Below are 18,441 nucleotides of genomic sequence, written 5' to 3'. Positions count from 1 at the left end.
ACACCGACAACCGCGCACTCGCCAACGCCTGACGAATCACCCGCTGCTGCGACGGACCATTCGGCGCCGTCAAACCATTCGACGCACCATCCTGATTCACCGCAGAACCACGAATCACCGCAAGTACCTGGTGACCATGGCGCTGGGCGTCCGAGAGCCGTTCCAGCAGCAGAAGTCCGACCCCTTCGCTCCAACCGGTGCCATCCGCGGCGGCCGCGAAGGGCTTGCAGCGACCGTCAGGGGCCAGGCCTCGCTGACGTGAGAAACCGGTGAACACATCCGGGGTGGCCATCACCGTCACCCCACCCGCCAGCGCAAGCGAACACTCACCACGACGCAGAGCCTGCGCCGCCAGATGCATCGCCACCAAAGACGACGAACACGCCGTATCCACCGTCACCGCCGGCCCCTCAAGACCCAGCGAATACGCCACCCGGCCCGACACCACGCTGCCCGAGCTGGCGAGCATGGCGTATCCCTCCAACCGGGGATCACCACCACTCAGGCCGGTGGCGTAGTCGTGGTACATCACGCCCGCGTAGACACCCGTCGGACTGCCCTTCAGCGACACCGGATCGATACCGGCCCGCTCCAACACCTCCCACGACGCCTCCAGCAACAACCGCTGCTGCGGATCCGTCGCCAGCGCCTCCCGCGGATTGATCCCGAAGAACCCCGCATCGAACTCATCGGCGTCATAGAGGAATCCGCCCTTGCGGGTGTAGGAGGTGCCAGGGTGGTCGGGGTCCGGGTGGAAGAGTCCGTCGAGGTCCCAGCCCCGGCCGGTCGGGAACTCCCCGATGCCCTCGCCACTCGTGGCGAGCAGCTTCCACAGTTCCTCGGGAGAGCTCACGCCACCCGGGAAACGGCAGGTCATCGAGACGATCGCCACGGGTTCATCCGACTCCGCCGCCACCGCGACCGGTGTACCCGGACCGGTGGTCGCTCCGATGAGGCGGGTGCAGAGATACTCCGCCAGCACCCGCGGAGTCGGATAGTCGAACACCATCGTCGCCGGAAGACGCAACCCCGTCACCAACGACAACCGATTCCGCAACTCCACCGCCGTCAACGAGTCAAAACCCAACTCCTTGAACGCAGCCTCACCCCGTACCTCAGCGCCAGAACCAAACCCCAACACCACCGCCACGGCGCCACGCACCACCTCCAGCACCACACCCAACCGACCCGCAGCGTCCAGCCCCGCCAAACGCCCCACCAGACCGGACACCTCAACGCCCCCGGCGGCCAACCGCCGACGCACCCCACCACCCGACAACCCACGCAACACACCCGGCACATCCCCGCCTGCCAGCCCCGCCACATCCAGGTCGGCCGCGAGGAGTTGAGAGCGGCCGTGGCCGCAGGCGGTGTCCAGGAGGCTGAGCGCCTTCTCGCTGGTCATCGCCGTGATTCCGGAACGGGACATCCGCGCCCGGTCCGTATCGGCGAGCTTCCCGGTCAGTTCGCTGGACTGGTCCCACAGGCCCCAGGCCACGGCGACCCCGGGCAGGTCCAGGGCCCGACGGTGGACCGCCAGGGCGTCACAGAAGGCATTGGCCGCCGCATAGTTGGCCTGCCCCGGACTTCCGAGCACTCCCGCGGCGGACGAGAACATCACGAACAGGGCCAGCGGAAGACCGGCCGTCGCGGTGTGCAGATGAGCGGCGGCGGCAGCTTTCGCCGCCCATACCTCGGCCAGCCGCTCCGGTGTCTGTGAGGTGAGGACGGCGTCGTCCAGCACACCCGCGGCATGGATCACGCCGGTCAGCGGATGCTCCGGACCGACCCCGGCCACCATGCCCGCCACCGCGCCCGCATCCGTGACATCCACCGCCGCGATTCGCACCTCCGCACCCAACTCCTCCAGCCGGGCAGCCAACGCCCCCGCTTCCGGAGCCTCCACACCACGACGACTCACCAGCAACAGATGCCGGACACCCCACACACGCACCACATGCTCAGCCACCAGACCGCCCAGCGTGCCGGTGCCACCCGTGATGAGCACGGTGCCATCCGGGTCGAGACCCGTGGGCATGTCCGGCCGCGCCTCGTCGTCCGTGGCCGCACGGACGAGGCGGGGTACCAGCGTTTCTCCTTCCCTGACGGCGAGCTGTGTCTCGTCCCGCTCCAGCGCCCCGGCGACGGCGGCACGCACAGTGTCGCCCGCCACATCGGCTCCGGAGTCGACGTCGAGCAGGACGAAACGCTCCGGGTGCTCGGCCTGCGCGCTGCGGACGAGTCCCCACTGCGCGGCAGCCGCCGCGTCGACGCCGTTCGCCGCACCGTCGCCCACCGCCACAGCACCTCGTGTCACCAGCACCAGCCGGGCGTCGGCGCAGCGCGGTTCGGCCAGCCAGCCCTGGACGAGCTCCAGCGCCCGCCGCACCCGTGCCAGGCCGGCGTCCGCCATCTCGTCATCGTCGGCGTCACCGGCGTCGGTGAGGTCGGCGAAGACCACCGACGGTACGGCCTCTTCGCTCCCGATGGCCGCGATGAACGCGTCCAGGTCCAGGTGTGGCGCGTCCGTGCCCAGTACCGCCCAGCCGCTCACCGGCTCCGTGGAGCCCGTCGTCCGCGGCAGCGGGATCCAGTCCAGGGCGAAGAGACCGTCGCCATCACGTTTCCCCGCGGCCCGCAGTTGGTCGAGCGAGGCCGGGCGCGTCACCAAAGAGTCGACGGTGAGTACCGGGTCGCCCACGGCATCGGCGATGACCAACCGCAGCGCCCGTTCGCCTTCCGCACCTCGCTGTCGCGGGGACAGGCGGACCCTGGCGGTGGTCGCCCCGGCGGCCCACAGCGCGACGCCGTTCCACGCGAACGGCAGCCACACCTCACCACCGTCCCGCTCCGGTTCGGCTCCTGCGACCAGGAGGCCCGGGTGGAGCGCGGCGTCCAGCAGAGCGGGGTGGATGCCGAATCCGTCGGCGTCACCGGCGTCCTCGGGCAGTGCGAGTTCGGCCAGGACGTCCTCGCCGTCGCGCCACAGCGCGCGCAGGCCACGGAATGAGGGGCCGTACGCGTATCCGGCCGCCTCGGCACGTTCGTAGAAGCCCTCCAGGTCCACGGGGGCCGCTCCCGCCGGAGGCCACACACCGCCGAGACCCTCCGCCGGGGTGGTGTCCTCCAGGGGCGGGCCGAGGACACCGTCCGCGTGGCACGCCCATGTCCCGGCGTCCTCGGGGCGCGAGTACACCTGCACCTCACGCCGTCCGTCCGCGGCTGCCGTGCCCACCACCACCTGGACCCGCAGTCCGCCCGACTCGGGCAGCACCATGGGCACCTGGAGCGCCAGCTCTTCGATGCCCCCACAGCCGACCTCGTCGGCGGCACGCAGCACCCACTCCACCAGGGCCGCGCCCGGCACCAGGACGGTGTCCGCCACCACATGGTCGCTGAGCCAGCCGTCCCCGCCACCGGCGGCGACACGTCCGGTGAGCAGGTGGCTGCTGCCGTCGGCGAGCTCCACGGCGGCGCCCAGCAACGGATGGCCGGCGGCATCCAGCCCGAGGTCACCCGGGTCCCCGAATCCGCCTGTGGCCGCCATCCAGAAGCGCTGGTGCTGGAAGGCGTAGGTGGGCAGATCGACGGTACGAGGGCGGGGCTCGGCCGGGAACAGGGCCGTCCAGTCCACCTCCACACCAGCGGTGAACGCCTGCGCCAACGACTCCACCAACTGCCGCTGACCACCATGATCACGACGCAACGTCGGCACCGTCACCGCGTCGACGCCCACCGACTCGAACGTCTCCTGCATCCCCACCGTCAACACCGGATGCGAACTCGCCTCCACAAACACCCGATGCCCATCCGCAAGCAACACCTCGACCGTCTCCGCGAACCGCACCCGCTCCCGCAGATTCCGCACCCAATACCCCGTGTCCAACACCGACGTATCCACCCGACCACCGGTCACCGTCGAGTAGAACGCCACCTCGGAGACCGCGATCGGCTCAATACCGTCCAGGACACGCATCAGTTCATCGTGGATCTCATCGACCTGAGGACCATGGGAGGCATAGTCCACCTCGATCAGCCGCGCCCGGTCACCGCCCTCCTCACACGCCACGACCACAGCCGCCACCTGCTCCGGCGGACCCGACACCACCGTCGAACCAGGACCATTCACCGCCGCCACACCCACACCAGCAGCCCGCTCACCCAATCCGGCAAGCACCTGACCAGCACGCTCCAGACCAACACCGAGCGAGGCCATCGCCCCACCACCAGCCAACCTGCGCAACGCCCGACTCCGCAACGCCACAACCCGCGCGCCATCCTCCAACGACAACGCACCCGCCACCACCGCAGCCGCAATCTCACCCTGACTATGACCCACCACCGCAGCCGGCCTCACCCCATACCCCGCCCACACCGCAGCCAACGACACCATCACCGCCCACAACACCGGCTGCACCACATCAACCCGACCAAGATCAGCCGAGCCCTCCACCCCCCGCAACACATCCACCAACGACCAATCCACAAAAGAACTCAACGCCCGCTCACACTCCGCCACCCGCCCCGCAAACACCGGCGAGACATCCAGCAGCTCCGCACCCATCCCCACCCACTGCGAACCCTGACCCGGAAACACCAACACCGGACCTGTACTCGCACCAGCCACCACCCCAGCAGCCCCCGAGGACACCACACCCGGGTGCGAACCACCCACCGCAAGCGCCTCAACAGCAGCCCTCAACTCCCCACCATCAGCCCCCAACACCACCGCACGGTGTTCAAACACCGAACGCCCCGAGACCAGCGACCAACCCACCCCCACCGGCGAGAGATCAACCTCCCCCGACACCCGGCCCGCCAACGCCGCCGCCTGCCCCCGCAACGCCTCGGCGGTCCGCCCCGAAACCACCCACGGGACCACACCACCGGGGCACCGGCCGTCCCCGGCGGGAGGTTCCTCCACCTCATCAGCGTCGGGAGCCTGCTCCACGATCACATGAGCGTTGGTACCGGAGATACCGAACGCGGACACCCCGGCCCGGCGCGGGCGTTCCTCGCGCGGCCACGGAACCTCGTCAGTGAGCAGCCGTACCGCGCCGCCGGTCCAGTCCGCATGCGGTGTCGGTTCGTCGACGTGGAGGGTGGCGGGCAGTACCTCATGGTGGAGCGCCATCACCATCTTGATGACACCGGCCACACCCGCCGCACCCTGCGTATGACCGATGTTCGACTTCAACGACCCCAACCACAAAGGCCGCTCCTCCGACCGATCCCGCCCATACGTGGCGATCAACGCATCAGCCTCGATCGGGTCGCCCAGTGTGGTGCCCGTGCCGTGCGCCTCGACCGCGTCGACCTCCGCGGAGGACAGCTGGGCGTTGACGAGCGCCTGCCGGATGACACGCTGCTGCGAGGGGCCGTTCGGAGCGGTGAGTCCGTTGCTGGCTCCGTCCTGGTTGATGGCCGAGCCCCGCAGGACGGCCAGCACCTGATGCCCGTTGCGCCGCGCGTCGGACAGCCGCTCCAGGAGCAACAGGCCGACGCCTTCGGAGAAGCCGGTGCCGTCCGCGGCCGCCGCGAAGGGTTTGCAGCGGCCGTCGGGGGCCAGTCCGCGCTGGCGGGAGAATTCGACGAAGGTGTTGGGGGTGGTCATGACGGTCACCCCACCGGCCATCGCCAGGGTGCATTCGCCGTTCCGCAGTGCCTGGCAGGCCAGGTGCATGGCCACGAGGGATGACGAGCACGCGGTGTCCACGGTGACCGCGGGCCCTTCGAGACCGAGGGTGAACGCGATACGTCCGGAGACGACGCTGAGTGTGTTGCCGGTGAGCAGGTAGCCCTCGGCGCTCTGCTCGATATGCGGGGTGCCGAAGCCGAGGATGCCGGCGCCCGCGTAGACGCCGGTGGGGGTGCCCTTCAGGGAGCGGGGGTCAATTCCGGCGCGTTCGAGCAGTTCCCAGGAGACCTCGAGGAGCTGGCGTTGCTGTGGTTCAGCCGCGAGGGCCTCCCGGGGGCTGATGCCGAAGAAGGTGGCGTCGAATCCGTCGGCGCGGTCGAGGAATCCGCCGTGCCGGACGTAGCTGGTGCCGGGGTGGTCGGGGTCCGGGTGGTGGATGCCGTTCAGGTCCCAGCCCCGGTCGGCGGGGAACGGGCCGATGGCGTCGCCGCGCGAGGCGACGACCCGCCACAGGTCCTCGGGCGAGGCGATCCCGCCCGGGAAGCGGCAGGCCATGCTGACGATGGCCACCGGTTCCTGGGCCCGCTCCTCCACCTCGCGCAGCCGCTGCCGTGTCTGCCCCAGGTCGGCGGTCACGCGCTTGAGGTACTGGCGGAGCTTCTCTTCCGTACCCGACATCAGTTCCGCTCCTCCATCAGGGCAGTTCACGGTCAATGAGCTCGAACATCTCGTCGTCCGACGCGGACTCCAGACCGCTGAAGTCCGTCCCGCCGTCGGGGTCGCCGCCACCGCCGCCGTTCCACTTCGCGAGGAGATCGCCGAGCCGTTTGGCGATCCGCTGCCGGCCTTCGTCGTCGGTGACCAGCGCGGCGAGGGTGGTGTCAAGCCGGGCCAGCTCGTTGAGGACCGGGTCCACCTCGTCCTGGCCGTCGGACATGACGCCTTCGCCGGGTGCCAGCCGCTCCAGCAGGTGTTCGGCGAGCGCGGCAGCCTCGGGGTAGTCGAAGACCATCGCGGCGGGGAGCCGCAGACCGGTGGCGGCGGCCAGCCGGTTGCGCAGTTCGACGGCGGTCAGGGAGTCGAAACCGAGTTCCTTGAAGCTGGTGTCCGCTTGCACGGCGTCCACATCGGTGTGTCCGAGCACGGTGGCCGCATGGCCCCGGACCAGGTTGAGCACCGTGCGGTGGCGTTCGGTCGCCGACAGCCCGGCCAGGCGTGCGGCCCAGTCGACCTGCTGCCCGCCGTCGTCAGCCGCGGCCGTCCGCCGTCCGGCGCCACTCGTGCCGCGCTCGGCGGCCACGGTGCGCAAGGTGGCGGGGACGGTGTCGGCGGGCAGCCCGGCCAGGGTCCGTGCGTCCACATCGGCGGCGACCAGGAGGTCGGCTCCGTGCTGCACTGCGGCGTCGAGCAGGGTGAGGCCGTGCCGTGCGGTCAGCGCACGGATTCCGGTCCGTGCCATCCGGGCGAGGTCGGCCTCGGCGAGGTGTCCGGTCATACCGCTGGCCTCGGCCCACAGTCCCCATGCCACCGACACCCCGGGCAGTCCCGCTGCCCTGCGGTGGGCGGCCAGGGCGTCACAGTAGGCGTTGGCCGCCGCGTAGTTGGCCTGACCCGGGCTGCCCATCACACCGGCCGCCGACGAGAACATCACGAACATCCCCAACCGCAGATGCTCGGTGGCAGCGTGCAGATGAGCCGCGGCCGTCGCCTTCGCCGCCCACACCCGAGCCAGCCGCTCCGGCGTCTGCGAGGTGACCACGGCATCGTCCAGCATTCCGGTGGCGTGGATGACCCCGGTGAGCGGATGGGCCGGATCGATGTCCGCCACCAGGTCGGCCACCGCCCCGGCGTCGGTGACGTCGGCGGCGACGATCCGTACATCCGCGCCGAGTCCGGTGAGCCGCGCGGCCAGTTCGGAGGCGCCCGGGGCGTCCGCACCGCGCCTGCTGACCAGCACCAGATGGCCGGTGTGCCAGGTGCGGACGAGGTGTTCGGCGACATGGCCGCCGAGGGTGCCGGTGCCACCGGTGATGAGCACGGTGCCGTCCGGGTCGACGGCCGCGGGCACGTCCAGCACCAGCTTGCCGGTGTGGCGGGCCTGGCTGAGCTGCCGCAGCGCGTCCCGGGCCCGGCTCAGCGGGCGGGTCGTTACGGGTGCCGGTCGCAGCACACCGGTGGCGAACAGGGCGCTCAACTCGCGCAGCATCTCGCCGATGCGGTCGGGGCCGGCGTCGGGCACCAGGTCGAACGCCCGGTAGGCGATGCCGGGATGGGCTGCCGCGATCTCGTCGGCGTCCCGGATGTCGGTCTTGCCCATCTCGGAGAGCCTGCCGCCCTCGCCGAGCAGTCGCAGCGAGGCGTCCACGAACGGTCCGGCCAGGCTGTTCAGTACGACGTCCACACCGCGTCCGCCGGTGGCCCCGCGCAGCGTGTCCTCGAAGCCGAGGTCACGGGAGGTGGCGCGGTGCGCGGCGTCGATGCCCATGGACTCCAGCACGGCGTGTTTGACGGGTCCGGCCGTGGCGTAGACCTCGGCACCGAGGTGCCGGGCGATCTGTACGGCGGCCATGCCGACACCACCGGTCGCGGCGTGGATGAGCACCGATTCGCCCGCCGTCAGCCCGGCCAGGTCCACCAGGCCGTACCAGGCCGTGAGGAACACCACGGGGACGGCCGCGGCCTGCTGGTGGCTCCAGCCGTCCGGCACCGGCACCACCATCCGGGCGTCCGCCACCGCGTAGGGGCCGAACGCACCCTCGAACAGGCCCATGACGCGGTCCCCGGGCACTACACCGGTCACCTCGGCGCCGACCTCCAGCACCACTCCGGCGCCCTCGCTGCCCCGGAACACCCCGCCACCGGGGTACATACCGACGACGATCAGGGCGTCCCGGAAGTTGAGGCCCGCGGCGTGCACGGCGACGCGTACCTCACCGGGGCCCAGGGGTTCCAGGACCTCGGGGCAGGGCACCGGTGTCACGTTCTCCACGGTGGAGGCACCGCGCACCGCGAGCCGCCACGCCTGCTCCCCCACCGGCGCGACGAGACCACCGCTGCCGGGTCCACCCGCGCGTACCAGCCTGGGCGCGCGGACACCTCCGGCGCGCACCGCCACCTGGGGTTCGTCCAGCGCGGTGGCACGCAGCACCGCATCCACCACCCCCGCGCCGGTTTCCGCCGTGTCGGTCCCGCCACGGGGGTCGAGGTCGAGCAGGACCAGCCGGTCCGGGTTCTCCGACTGCGCACTGCGCAGCAGCCCCCATACGGCGGCGCCCGCCGGGTCCGGTGCCGTGTCATCGAGGTCTTCGCCATGGGGGTCACCGGCGGCTACGGCGCCACGCGTCACCACCACCAGCCGGGCATCCGCCAGCCGGGGTTCGGCCAGCCAGTCCCGCACCAGTCGCAGGGTGTCCTGGGCGGCGGCGAGGGCGTGTGCCTCGTCCGCCTGCCGGCCCGTTCCCGTGGCCGGGATCGCGGTCAGGACGACCGCGGGCGCCGGGGCGCCGGTGTCGAGCGCCGTGATCAGCGCTGCCAGGTCGGTATGGCGCACCAGGTCGGCGGTGTACCCGCCGGTGTCGTCCGGTCCGGCCACCGCCCAGGTGGCGTCCGGTCCGAGCACCGTCCAGGCGCCGTCACCGGCGGCCGGTTCCGGCAGCGTGGTGCCGGTGCCCGGGGCGGGGGTGGGCAGGGGGATCCAGTCGAGGGTGAACAGTCCGTCGGTGCCGGTGCCGGTGCGGGTCACGGTCCGGAGCTGATCGGCACGGGCGGGCCGCAACTCGAGCGCGTCGACGGTGAGAACGGGGTCGCCGACGGCGTCGGCCACGCTCACCCGCAGGGTGCGCCGCGCCTCGGTGTCATGAGCGTGCGGGGACAGCCGGACGCGCACGGTGGTGGCGCCGGACGCCCACAGGGTCACCCCGGTCCAGGCGAACGGCAGCCACAGCGTGTCTTCGGCGGCGGTCTCCCCGGCCGGATCGACCAGCAGGGCTGCCGGGTGCAGCACAGCGTCCAGCAGGGCGGGGTGGATACCGAACCCGCGCTGGTCCCCGGCGGCTTCGGGAAGGGCCACCTCGGCGAGGACGTCGGCGCCGTCCCGCCACAGCTTCCGTACGCCGCGGAAGGCGGGGCCGTATCCGTATCCGGCGGCCGTGGCGCGTGCGTAGAGCGCTTCCGCGTCCGCGGGTTCGGCGCCCACGGGGGGCCAGGCGCCGGCGGCGGACGGGGTGTCGGCCGCGCCGTCACGGGGCGGGCCGAGCACCCCCGTCGCATGGCACACCCACGCGGTGTCCGGGGTGTCCTGGTCGGTCCGGGTGTACACGCGGACATCGCGCCGTCCGTCGTCGGCGGCATCCCCCACGACGACCTGGACGCGCAGTCCGCCCGACTCCGGGAGCACCAGCGGCACCTGGGAGGTCAGCTCCTCCACGGCGCCGCAGCCCGCCTCGTCGGCGGCCCGGAGCGCCCATTCGACCTGTGCGGCACCGGGGACGAGCACCGCGCCCGCCACCCGGTGGTCGGACAGCCAGCCCTCACCGCCACCGGCCGCGATGCGGCCGGTGAGCAGTCGGCCGCTGCCGTCGGCGACCTCCAACGACGCTGCCAGCAGGGGGTGTTCTGCGGGGACGAGTCCGAGGTCGGCCGCGTCGCCGCCACGGCCGCCGGTGCCCTCCAGCCAGTAGCGTTCGCGCTGGAAGGCGTAGGTGGGGAGGGCGATGGTGCGCGGGGCGGGATCCGTGGGGAACAGACCGGTCCAGTCGACCTCGATCCCCGTGGTGAACGCCTGGCCCACCGACCGGAGCAGTTGGGCGAGATCGCCGTGGTCGCGGCGGAGTGTGGGCACCGTGACGGCGTCGGCGGCGGCTTCCTCGAAGGTCTCCTGCATCCCGACGGTGAGTACGGGGTGGGTGCTGGCCTCGATGAACACCCGGTGGCCGTCGGTCAGCAGCGCCTCCACGGCGTCGGCGAACCGCACCTGCTCGCGCAGATTGCGCACCCAGTACGCGGTGTCCAGGACGGTGGTGTCGGTCCGGCCACGGGTCACCGTCGAGTAGAACGCCACCTGGTCGGCGGGCACGGCACGCGGTTCGACCCCGGCCAGGAGTGTGGTGAGTTCATCGGTGATCTCGTCCACCTGAGGGCTGTGGGAGGCGTAGTCCACCTCGATCATCCGGGCCCGCTCACCGGAGTCCCGGCAGGCTGTCGCGGCGGCGGCCACCTGCTCCGGGGGGCCGGACACCACGGTGGATGCCGGGCCGTTGACGGCGGCCACGACCACCGAGGCGGCACGGTCGCCGAGCCGGTCCAGCAGCGCGGCCACCTGCTCCTCACCGATACCGAGCGAGGCCATCGCGCCGCCACCGGCCAGTCGGCGCAGCGCCTGGCTGCGCAGGGCCACGATCCGGGCGCCGTCCTCGAGCGAGAGTGCCCCGGCCACACAGGCCGCGGCGATCTCGCCCTGGCTGTGGCCGATGACGGCGGCGGGCTTGACGCCGTAGCCCTCCCACACCGCGGCGAGGGACACCATCACCGCCCACAGCACGGGTTGGACCACATCCACCCGGCTGAGGTCGGCGTGGCCTTCGGTACCGCGCAGGACATCGATGAGCGACCAGTCGACGTGTGGTGCCAGGGCGCGTTCACAGGCGGCCGCGCGGTCCGCGAAGACCGGCGAGACGTCCATCAGCCCCGCGCCCATGCCGATCCACTGGGAACCCTGGCCGGGGAAGACCAGGACCGGGCCCTTGCCGCCCGTGGTCGCCGGGGTGGCGGAGTGGACCACTCCAGGGTGGGTCTCGTCCGCCGCCAGTGCCTCCACGGCCGCGAGCAGTTCGGCCCGGTCGTCGCCGACCATGACGGCCCGGTGGTCGAAGAGGGTGCGGGTGGTCAGCAGCGACCACCCGATCTCGGTGGGGGACGCGGTGGTGTCGGCGATCAGCCGTTCGGCGAGGGCTCGGGCCTGGTCACGGAGCGCGGTGACGCCGCGCGCCGACAGCACCCAGGGCACCGTGCCGGTGGCGGGCACGGCCGGTGCGGGAGCCTCCCCGGGGCCGGGTGCCTGTTCGAGGATCACATGGGCGTTGGTGCCGCTGATGCCGAAGGAGGACACACCCGCGCGCCGGGGCCGCTCGGTGCCGGGCCAGGTGACGGCCTCGGTGAGCAGCCGTACCGCGCCGTCGTCCCAGTCGACATGAGGGCTGGGCGTGTCGATGTGCAGGGACGCGGGCAGCACGCCGTGGCGCATGGCCATCACCATCTTGATGACGCCCGCCACCCCGGCGGCGGCCTGGGTGTGGCCGATATTGGACTTCACCGACCCCAGCCACAGCGGCTGCCCCTCGGGGCGTTCCCGGCCGTAGGTGGCCAGCAGCGCCTGGGCCTCGATCGGGTCGCCCAGGGTGGTACCGGTGCCGTGGGCTTCCACCACGTCGACATCGGACGGGGTGAGCCGGGCGGTGGCCAGCGCGGCGCGGATCACCCGCTGCTGCGACGGACCGTTGGGCGCGGTGAGCCCGTTGGAGGCGCCGTCCTGGTTGACGGCGGAGCCGCGGATCACGGCGAGCACCTGGTGTCCGTTGCGCCGGGCGTCCGAGAGGCGTTCCAGGACGAGCAGTCCGATGCCCTCGCCCCAGCCGGTGCCGTCGGCCGCCGCCGCGAACGGTTTGCAGCGGCCGTCGGCGGCGAGGCCGCGCTGCCGCGAGAACTCGACGAAGGTGTTGGGCGTGGCCATCACGGTGACACCGCCGGCCAGGGCCAGGGTGCATTCGCCGTTGCGCAGCGCTTGGGCGGCGAGGTGCATCGCCACCAGCGAGGACGAGCACGCGGTGTCCACGGTCACCGCGGGCCCCTCGAGACCGAAGGTGAACGCCACGCGCCCCGAGGCGATGCTCGGTGTGCTGCCGGTCATCAGACGTCCCTCGACGCCCTCCGGTGTCCGGCCGAGGAAGCGGCTGCCGTAGTCGTCGTACATGACACCGGTGATCACCGCGCTCTGGCTGCCCCGCAGGCCGACCGGGTCGATACCCGCGCTCTCGAACGCCTGCCAGGCCGTCTCGAGCAGCAGTCGCTGCTGGGGGTCGGTGGCCAGCGCTTCGCGCGGGCTGATCCCGAAGAACTCGGCGTCGAAGCGCGGAGCGTCGTGGAGGAATCCGCCTTCGCGTGCATAGCTGGTGCCGGTGTGGTCCGGGTCGGGGTCGAACAGGTCCGCCAGGTTCCAGCCGCGGTCCGCGGGGAACTCCCCGATGGCGTCGCCCTCTTCGGACACCAGCCGCCACAGGTCCTCCGGTGAGCCCACCCCGCCCGGATAGCGGCAGGCCATACCGACGATGACGATCGGATCGTCGTCGGCCGCCACCGGCACGGCCGCCGGTGTGCTGCCCGGTGTCACGGCAGGGTCCGCACCGACCAGTTGGTCGCGCAGGAAGCGGACCAGGGCGTCGGGGGTCGGGTAGTCGAAGATGACGGTGGCCGGGATCCGGGTGCCGGTGGCCGTGCCCAGCCGGTTGCGCAGATCGAGGGCGGTCAGCGAGTCGAAGCCGAGCTCCTGGAAGGCGCGGCCGGGTTCGATCGCCTCCGGGTCGGGATGGGCGAGGACGGCGGCGATCTGGTCGCGCACCAGCTCGGCGATGGCCCGGTCACGCTGCTCCGCGGGCAGTCCGGCCAGCCGCGCGTCCCACGGTCCGGTCCCGGTGTCCATGACCGGACGCGCCGGTGTGCGCACCAGACGCCGCAGCAGCGGTGGCAGCGGCCCGGTGGCGGCCCGGGTGCGCAGCGCCGCCGTGTCGAACCGGGCGGGGACGACGGTGGGGTGGGAGGTGGTCAGCGCCGTGTCGAGGAGATCCGGCACCTGGTCGTCGGGGATAGGGGCGTTGCCGGAGCGTGCCATCCGGGCGAGGTCGGTCGCGTCGAGGTGGCCGGTCATACCTCCGGCCGTGGTCAGCAGTCCCCAGGCCAGGGTGTGGGCCGTCCGGCCCTCCGCCCGGCGGTGTTCGGCGAGCGCGTTGAGGAACATGTTGGCGGCCGCGTAGTTGGCCTGGCCGCCGTTGCCCAGGACGGACGCGGCGGAGGAGAACATCACGAACGCCGCGGGGTCGCGGTCCCGGGTGAGCCGGTGCAGCTGCCAGGCAGCGTCCACCTTGGGGGCGAGGACGGTGTCGAGCTGTCCGGATGTCATCGCGGTGACCACACCGTCGTCGAGCACACCGGCCGCGTGGACGACGGCCGTGAGGGGGTGGTCGTCGGGGATGGTGGCGAGCAGGTCGGTCAGCGCGCGCGGATCGGCGGCGTCACAGGCTACGACGCGCACCTCGGTACCCGATGCGGCCAGTTCGGCGGTGAGCTCGTCCACGGCGGACGAGCCGCCGCTCCGGCTGATCAGCAGAAGGTGGCGCACGCCGTGTGCGGAGGCCAGGTGCCGGGCGACGAGTCGCCCCAGGGCTCCGGTGCCACCGGTGATCAGGGCGGTGCCGTCCGGGTCGAGGGCGGGGAACACCGCGTCCTGGTCGGGGCGCACCGGGACCAGCCGCGGGACGTGGATCTCCCCGCCCCGCAGCGCCAGTTCCGTTTCGTCGGCGGCGATGGCGGCCGGCAGCGCGGTGCGCAGGGCCCGGTGGGAGCGGGGGTCGTCGTCCAGGTCCACCAGCAGCACCCGCCCGGGGTGTTCGGCCTGTGCCGCGCGGACCAGGCCCCACAGGGGTGCGGTGGTCAGATCGGCGGGTGGGTCCTCGGGCCCGGTGGCCACGGCCCCGCAGGTGACGACGGCCAGCCGGGTCGCGGCGAACCGCTCGTCGGTGAACCAGTCGCGCAGGGTGGTGAGCAGCCGGCGGGAGGCCGCCCGCACCCGTGCCGGTATGTCCTGGGACTCGCCGTGGGCGGGAACATCGGCGCCGGTGTCCGGAGCGTCATGGCATTCCACGACGACCAGGCCGGGAACCGGCTGCCCGTCGTCCACGGCGGCGGTGAGCGCGGCGAGGTCGGGGAGGAGGACGGTCTCGGTGCCGGTGACCAGACCCAGCGGGTCCGGTCCGGCCACCGCCCACATCTCGTCGGATGACGGCTCACCGATGGCCGCGGGCCCCGGTTGCCAGTTCAGCCGGTACAGCGGGGTGTCGGCCGCCGCGGCGCGGGCGGAGCGCCAGCGGTCGGCGGAGATCTCGCGGAGGCCCAGGGACGCGATGGTGGCCACGGGCGCGCCCTGGTCGTCGGTGAGCGTCAGGGCGACGCTGTCCGCGGCGGTCGGGGTGATGCGGACGCGCAGCCGGGTGGCGCCCGTGGCGTACAGCCGTACCCCGCTGAAGGAGAACGGGAGCCGGACCGTCGGTGCCGTGGTGTCCTCGGCTCCGCGGCCGCCGTTGAAGAGCTCTTCGATGGGGTGCAGGGCGCTGTCCAGGAGCGCGGGGTGCAGTCCGTAGCTGTCGGCCCCGCCGTGGTGGTCGGCGGCCAGGCGCACCTCGGCGAGCATCTCCTCGCCGTGGGTCCAGGCGGCGCGCAGTCCGCGGAAGGCCGGACCGTAGGCGTAACCCTGGTCGGCCAGCCGCTGGTAGAGGTCGGCCACGTCGACGGGTACGGCGCCGGGCGGCGGCCACGCGGCCACCGGTGGTCCGGCCTCGACGGGTGAGGGCGCGGCGGTGAGGACGCCGGTGGCGTGGCGGGTCCAGGAGGTCTCCGGCCCCTCGCCCTCGCCGGCGTCGGGCCGGGAGGAGAGGGTGAGCGCGCGCCTGCCGGACGGATCGGGGGCGGTGACCGCGAGCTGGATGCGCACCGCGCCCGAGGAGGGTAGCAGCAGCGGTGTCTCCAGGGTGAGGTCATCGATGAGTTCGCAGCCGGTCCGTGCCCCCGCGAGCAGGGCGAGTTCCAGGACGGCCGTGCCCGGCAGCGGCACGCTGTCCGCGATGGTGTGGTCGGTCAGCCATGCGTGGGTGTGCGGGGACAGCCGTCCGGTGAGCAGCAGTCCGCCGTCAGGTGTCTCCACGGCGGCCTGGAGCAGCGGATGGTCGGTGGCCCCGAGGCCCACCGCCCGTACGTCGGCGGTGCCGGTGGGGACGGGGCGCCAGTACCGCTGTCGCTGGAAGCGGTAGGTGGGCAGGTCGACGGGGTCCGCGGGCTCCGGCAGGGCGGCGGCGAAGTCGATGGTGGCGCCGTCGTGGTGCAGGGCGGTCAGGGCGGCGAGCAGGGTACGCGGTTCGTCGCGGCCCTCGCGCAGCGCGGTGGCGAACACGGCGGCGGTGTCCGGTGTGGTCCCCTCGTCCCGCAGCGCGTCCTGGGCCATGGTGGTGAGTACGGCGTCCGGCCCGAGTTCGAGGTAGCGGGTGGTGCCCTCGGCGCGCAGGGTGCGCAGACCGTCGTGGAACCGTACGGGCTCCCGTACGTGGCGCACCCAGTACTCGGGGTCGCGGAGCTGGTCGGCGGTGGCCGGTTCCCCGGTGAGGTTGGAGATCACCGGGATGCGCGGCGGATGGTAGTCGAGTCCGCGGGCCACCGCGCGGAACTCGTCGAGCATGGGGTCGAGCAGCGGGGAGTGGAAGGCGTGGCTGACCTTCAGCCGCTTGGTCCGGTGCCCCTGCTCCCCGAGGGTGCGGGCGATGTCGTCGACGGTCTCGGCGTCCCCGGACACCACGACCGCCGTGGGCCCGTTGACGGCGGCCAGCGCGACGCGGTCCTCACGGCCGGCGAGCAGGGGCAGGATGTGGTCCTCGGTGGTTTCGACGGCGGCCATGGCGCCACCGGCCGGGAGTGCCTGCATCAGCCGTCCCCGGGCGGCCACGAGCGCGCAGGCGTCCGGCAGGGACAGCACACCCGCCACATGGGCGGCCACCAGTTCCCCGACGGAGTGTCCGGTCAGGAAGCCGGGGACGACGCCGAAGGACTCGACCAGCCGGAACAGGGCGGTCTCCAGGGCGAACAGGGCCGCCTGGGTCACCCCGGTCCCGTGCAGCGCGTTCGCCTCGGCGGTGTCCTCGGCGGCGAACACCAGGTCGCGCAGCGGGTGTCCGAGCAGCGGGTCCAGATGCGCGCAGACCTCGTCGAAGGCGGTGGCGAACACCGGATGGGTCCGGTGGAGCTCACGGCCCATCCCGGGCCGCTGGCTGCCCTGCCCGGTGAACATGACGGCGGTGCCGCCGGAGCGGACGGGGCCGGTGGCCCGGGTCAGCGCGGGGTGGTGCTCGCCGTCGGCCAGGGCCCGTACTGCCGCCAGCAGTTCCTCGCGGGTCCCGGCCACCGCCGTGGCCCGGTGTTCGAAGGCGGAGCGGGTCCGGGCGAGCGACCAGGCCACCTCGGCCGCGGACTGCCGCGGGTGGGCGGCCAGATGCGCGGCGAGCGCCTCGGCCTGGGCGCGCAGTGCCCGGTCCCCGCGTGCGGACAGGGTCCAGGGGATGAGCGCGGTCTCCCGCGGGGGCGCGGACCGGGCCGGGGCGGCCGGGGCGGGGGGCTGTTCGAGCAGCAGATGGGCGTTGGTGCCGGAGATGCCGAAGGAGGACACCGCCGCACGGCGCGGCCGGTCCCCGCACGGCCAGTCGACGGCTTCGGTGAGCAGGCGTACGGCGCCCGCATCCCAGTTCACATACGGAGTGGGCCGGGTGAGGTGGACGGTGGCGGGCAGTGTTCCGTGCCGCATCGCCATGACCATCTTGATGACACCGGCCACCCCGGCGGCGCCCTGGGTGTGTCCGATGTTGGATTTGACCGAGCCCAGCCACAGCGGTTCACCGTCGGCCCGGTCCTGACCGTAGGTGGTCAGCAGGGCGTGGGCCTCGATGGGGTCGCCGAGCCGGGTGCCGGTGCCGTGCGCCTCGACGACGTCCACCTCGGCCGGGGAGAGCCGGGCATTCGCCAGCGCCTGGGTGATGACGCGCTGCTGGGAGGGGCCGTTGGGCGCGGTGAGGCCGTTGGAGGCGCCGTCCTGGTTGATGGCCGAACCCCGGATGACCGCGAGGACCCGGTGGCCGTTGCGCCGGGCGTCGGACAGCCGTTCCAGCAGCACCAGGCCGACGCCCTCGGAGAAGGCGGTGCCGTCCGCTTCCTCGGAGAACGCCTTGCAGCGGCCGTCGGGGGCCAGACCGCGCTGCCGGGAGAACTCGGTGAACACGTTCGGGACGGCCATGACGGTGACACCGCCCGCGAGGGCCAGTCCGCACTCTCCCTGGCGCAGCGCCTGGCAGGCCAGGTGCATGGCGACCAGCGACGAGGAGCACGCGGTGTCCACCGTGACGGCGGGCCCCTCGAGACCGAGGGTGTACGCCACCCGGCCGGACAGCACACTGGGGGCGTTGCCGGTGACGAGATAGCCCTCGGCGCTCTTGTCGATGTGCGGGGTGCCGAAGCCGGGGAGGGCGGTGCCCGCGTAGACACCGGTCGCACTCCCCTTGAGCGAGGCCGGGTCGATCCCGGCACGTTCGAGGAGTTCCCAGGACACCTCCAGCAGCAGCCGCTGCTGGGGGTCGACGGCCAGTGCCTCGCGGGGGCTGATACCGAAGAACTCGGGGTCGAAGCGGTCGGCGTCGTAGAGGAAGCCGCCCTCGCGGGCGTGGCTGGTGCCGGGGTGGTCGGGGTCCGGGTGGAAGAGCCCTTCCAGGTCCCAGCCGCGGTCGGTGGGGAACCCGCCCATGGCGTGTGCACCGGAGGCGACCAGTTGCCACAGTTCCTCGGGCGTGGTCACACCGCCGGGATAGCGGCAGGCCATGCTGACGACAGCCACCGGCTCCTGAGCGCGGTCCTCGACCTCCCGCAGCCGCTGCCGCGTTTCGTGCAGATCGCCGGCGACTCGCCTCAGATAGTCGACCAGCTTCTCTTCATTAGCATGAGCCACA

Annotated in this window: 2 protein-coding genes; both read right to left on the bottom strand. The window is 72.6% G+C overall.

Annotated features, from left to right (window positions below):
- Positions 1-6,316 (bottom strand): type I polyketide synthase (locus tag NMK44_RS25210; protein ID WP_302888587.1); only part of this gene is annotated, 6,316 nt, incomplete at its 3' end.
- A gap of 16 nt (positions 6,317-6,332) precedes the next feature.
- A complete protein-coding gene (locus NMK44_RS25205) occupies positions 6,333-18,440 on the bottom strand; it encodes a type I polyketide synthase (protein WP_254746933.1) in 12,108 nt (4,035 codons plus the stop codon).
- Between the last annotated feature and the right edge of the window lies 1 nt (position 18,441).

The sequence above is a fragment of the Streptomyces cucumeris genome (assembly GCF_024295805.1).
Classification (GTDB): Bacteria; Actinomycetota; Actinomycetes; order Streptomycetales; family Streptomycetaceae; genus Streptomyces; species Streptomyces cucumeris.
This window is presented reverse-complemented; position numbering and strand designations above follow the sequence as displayed.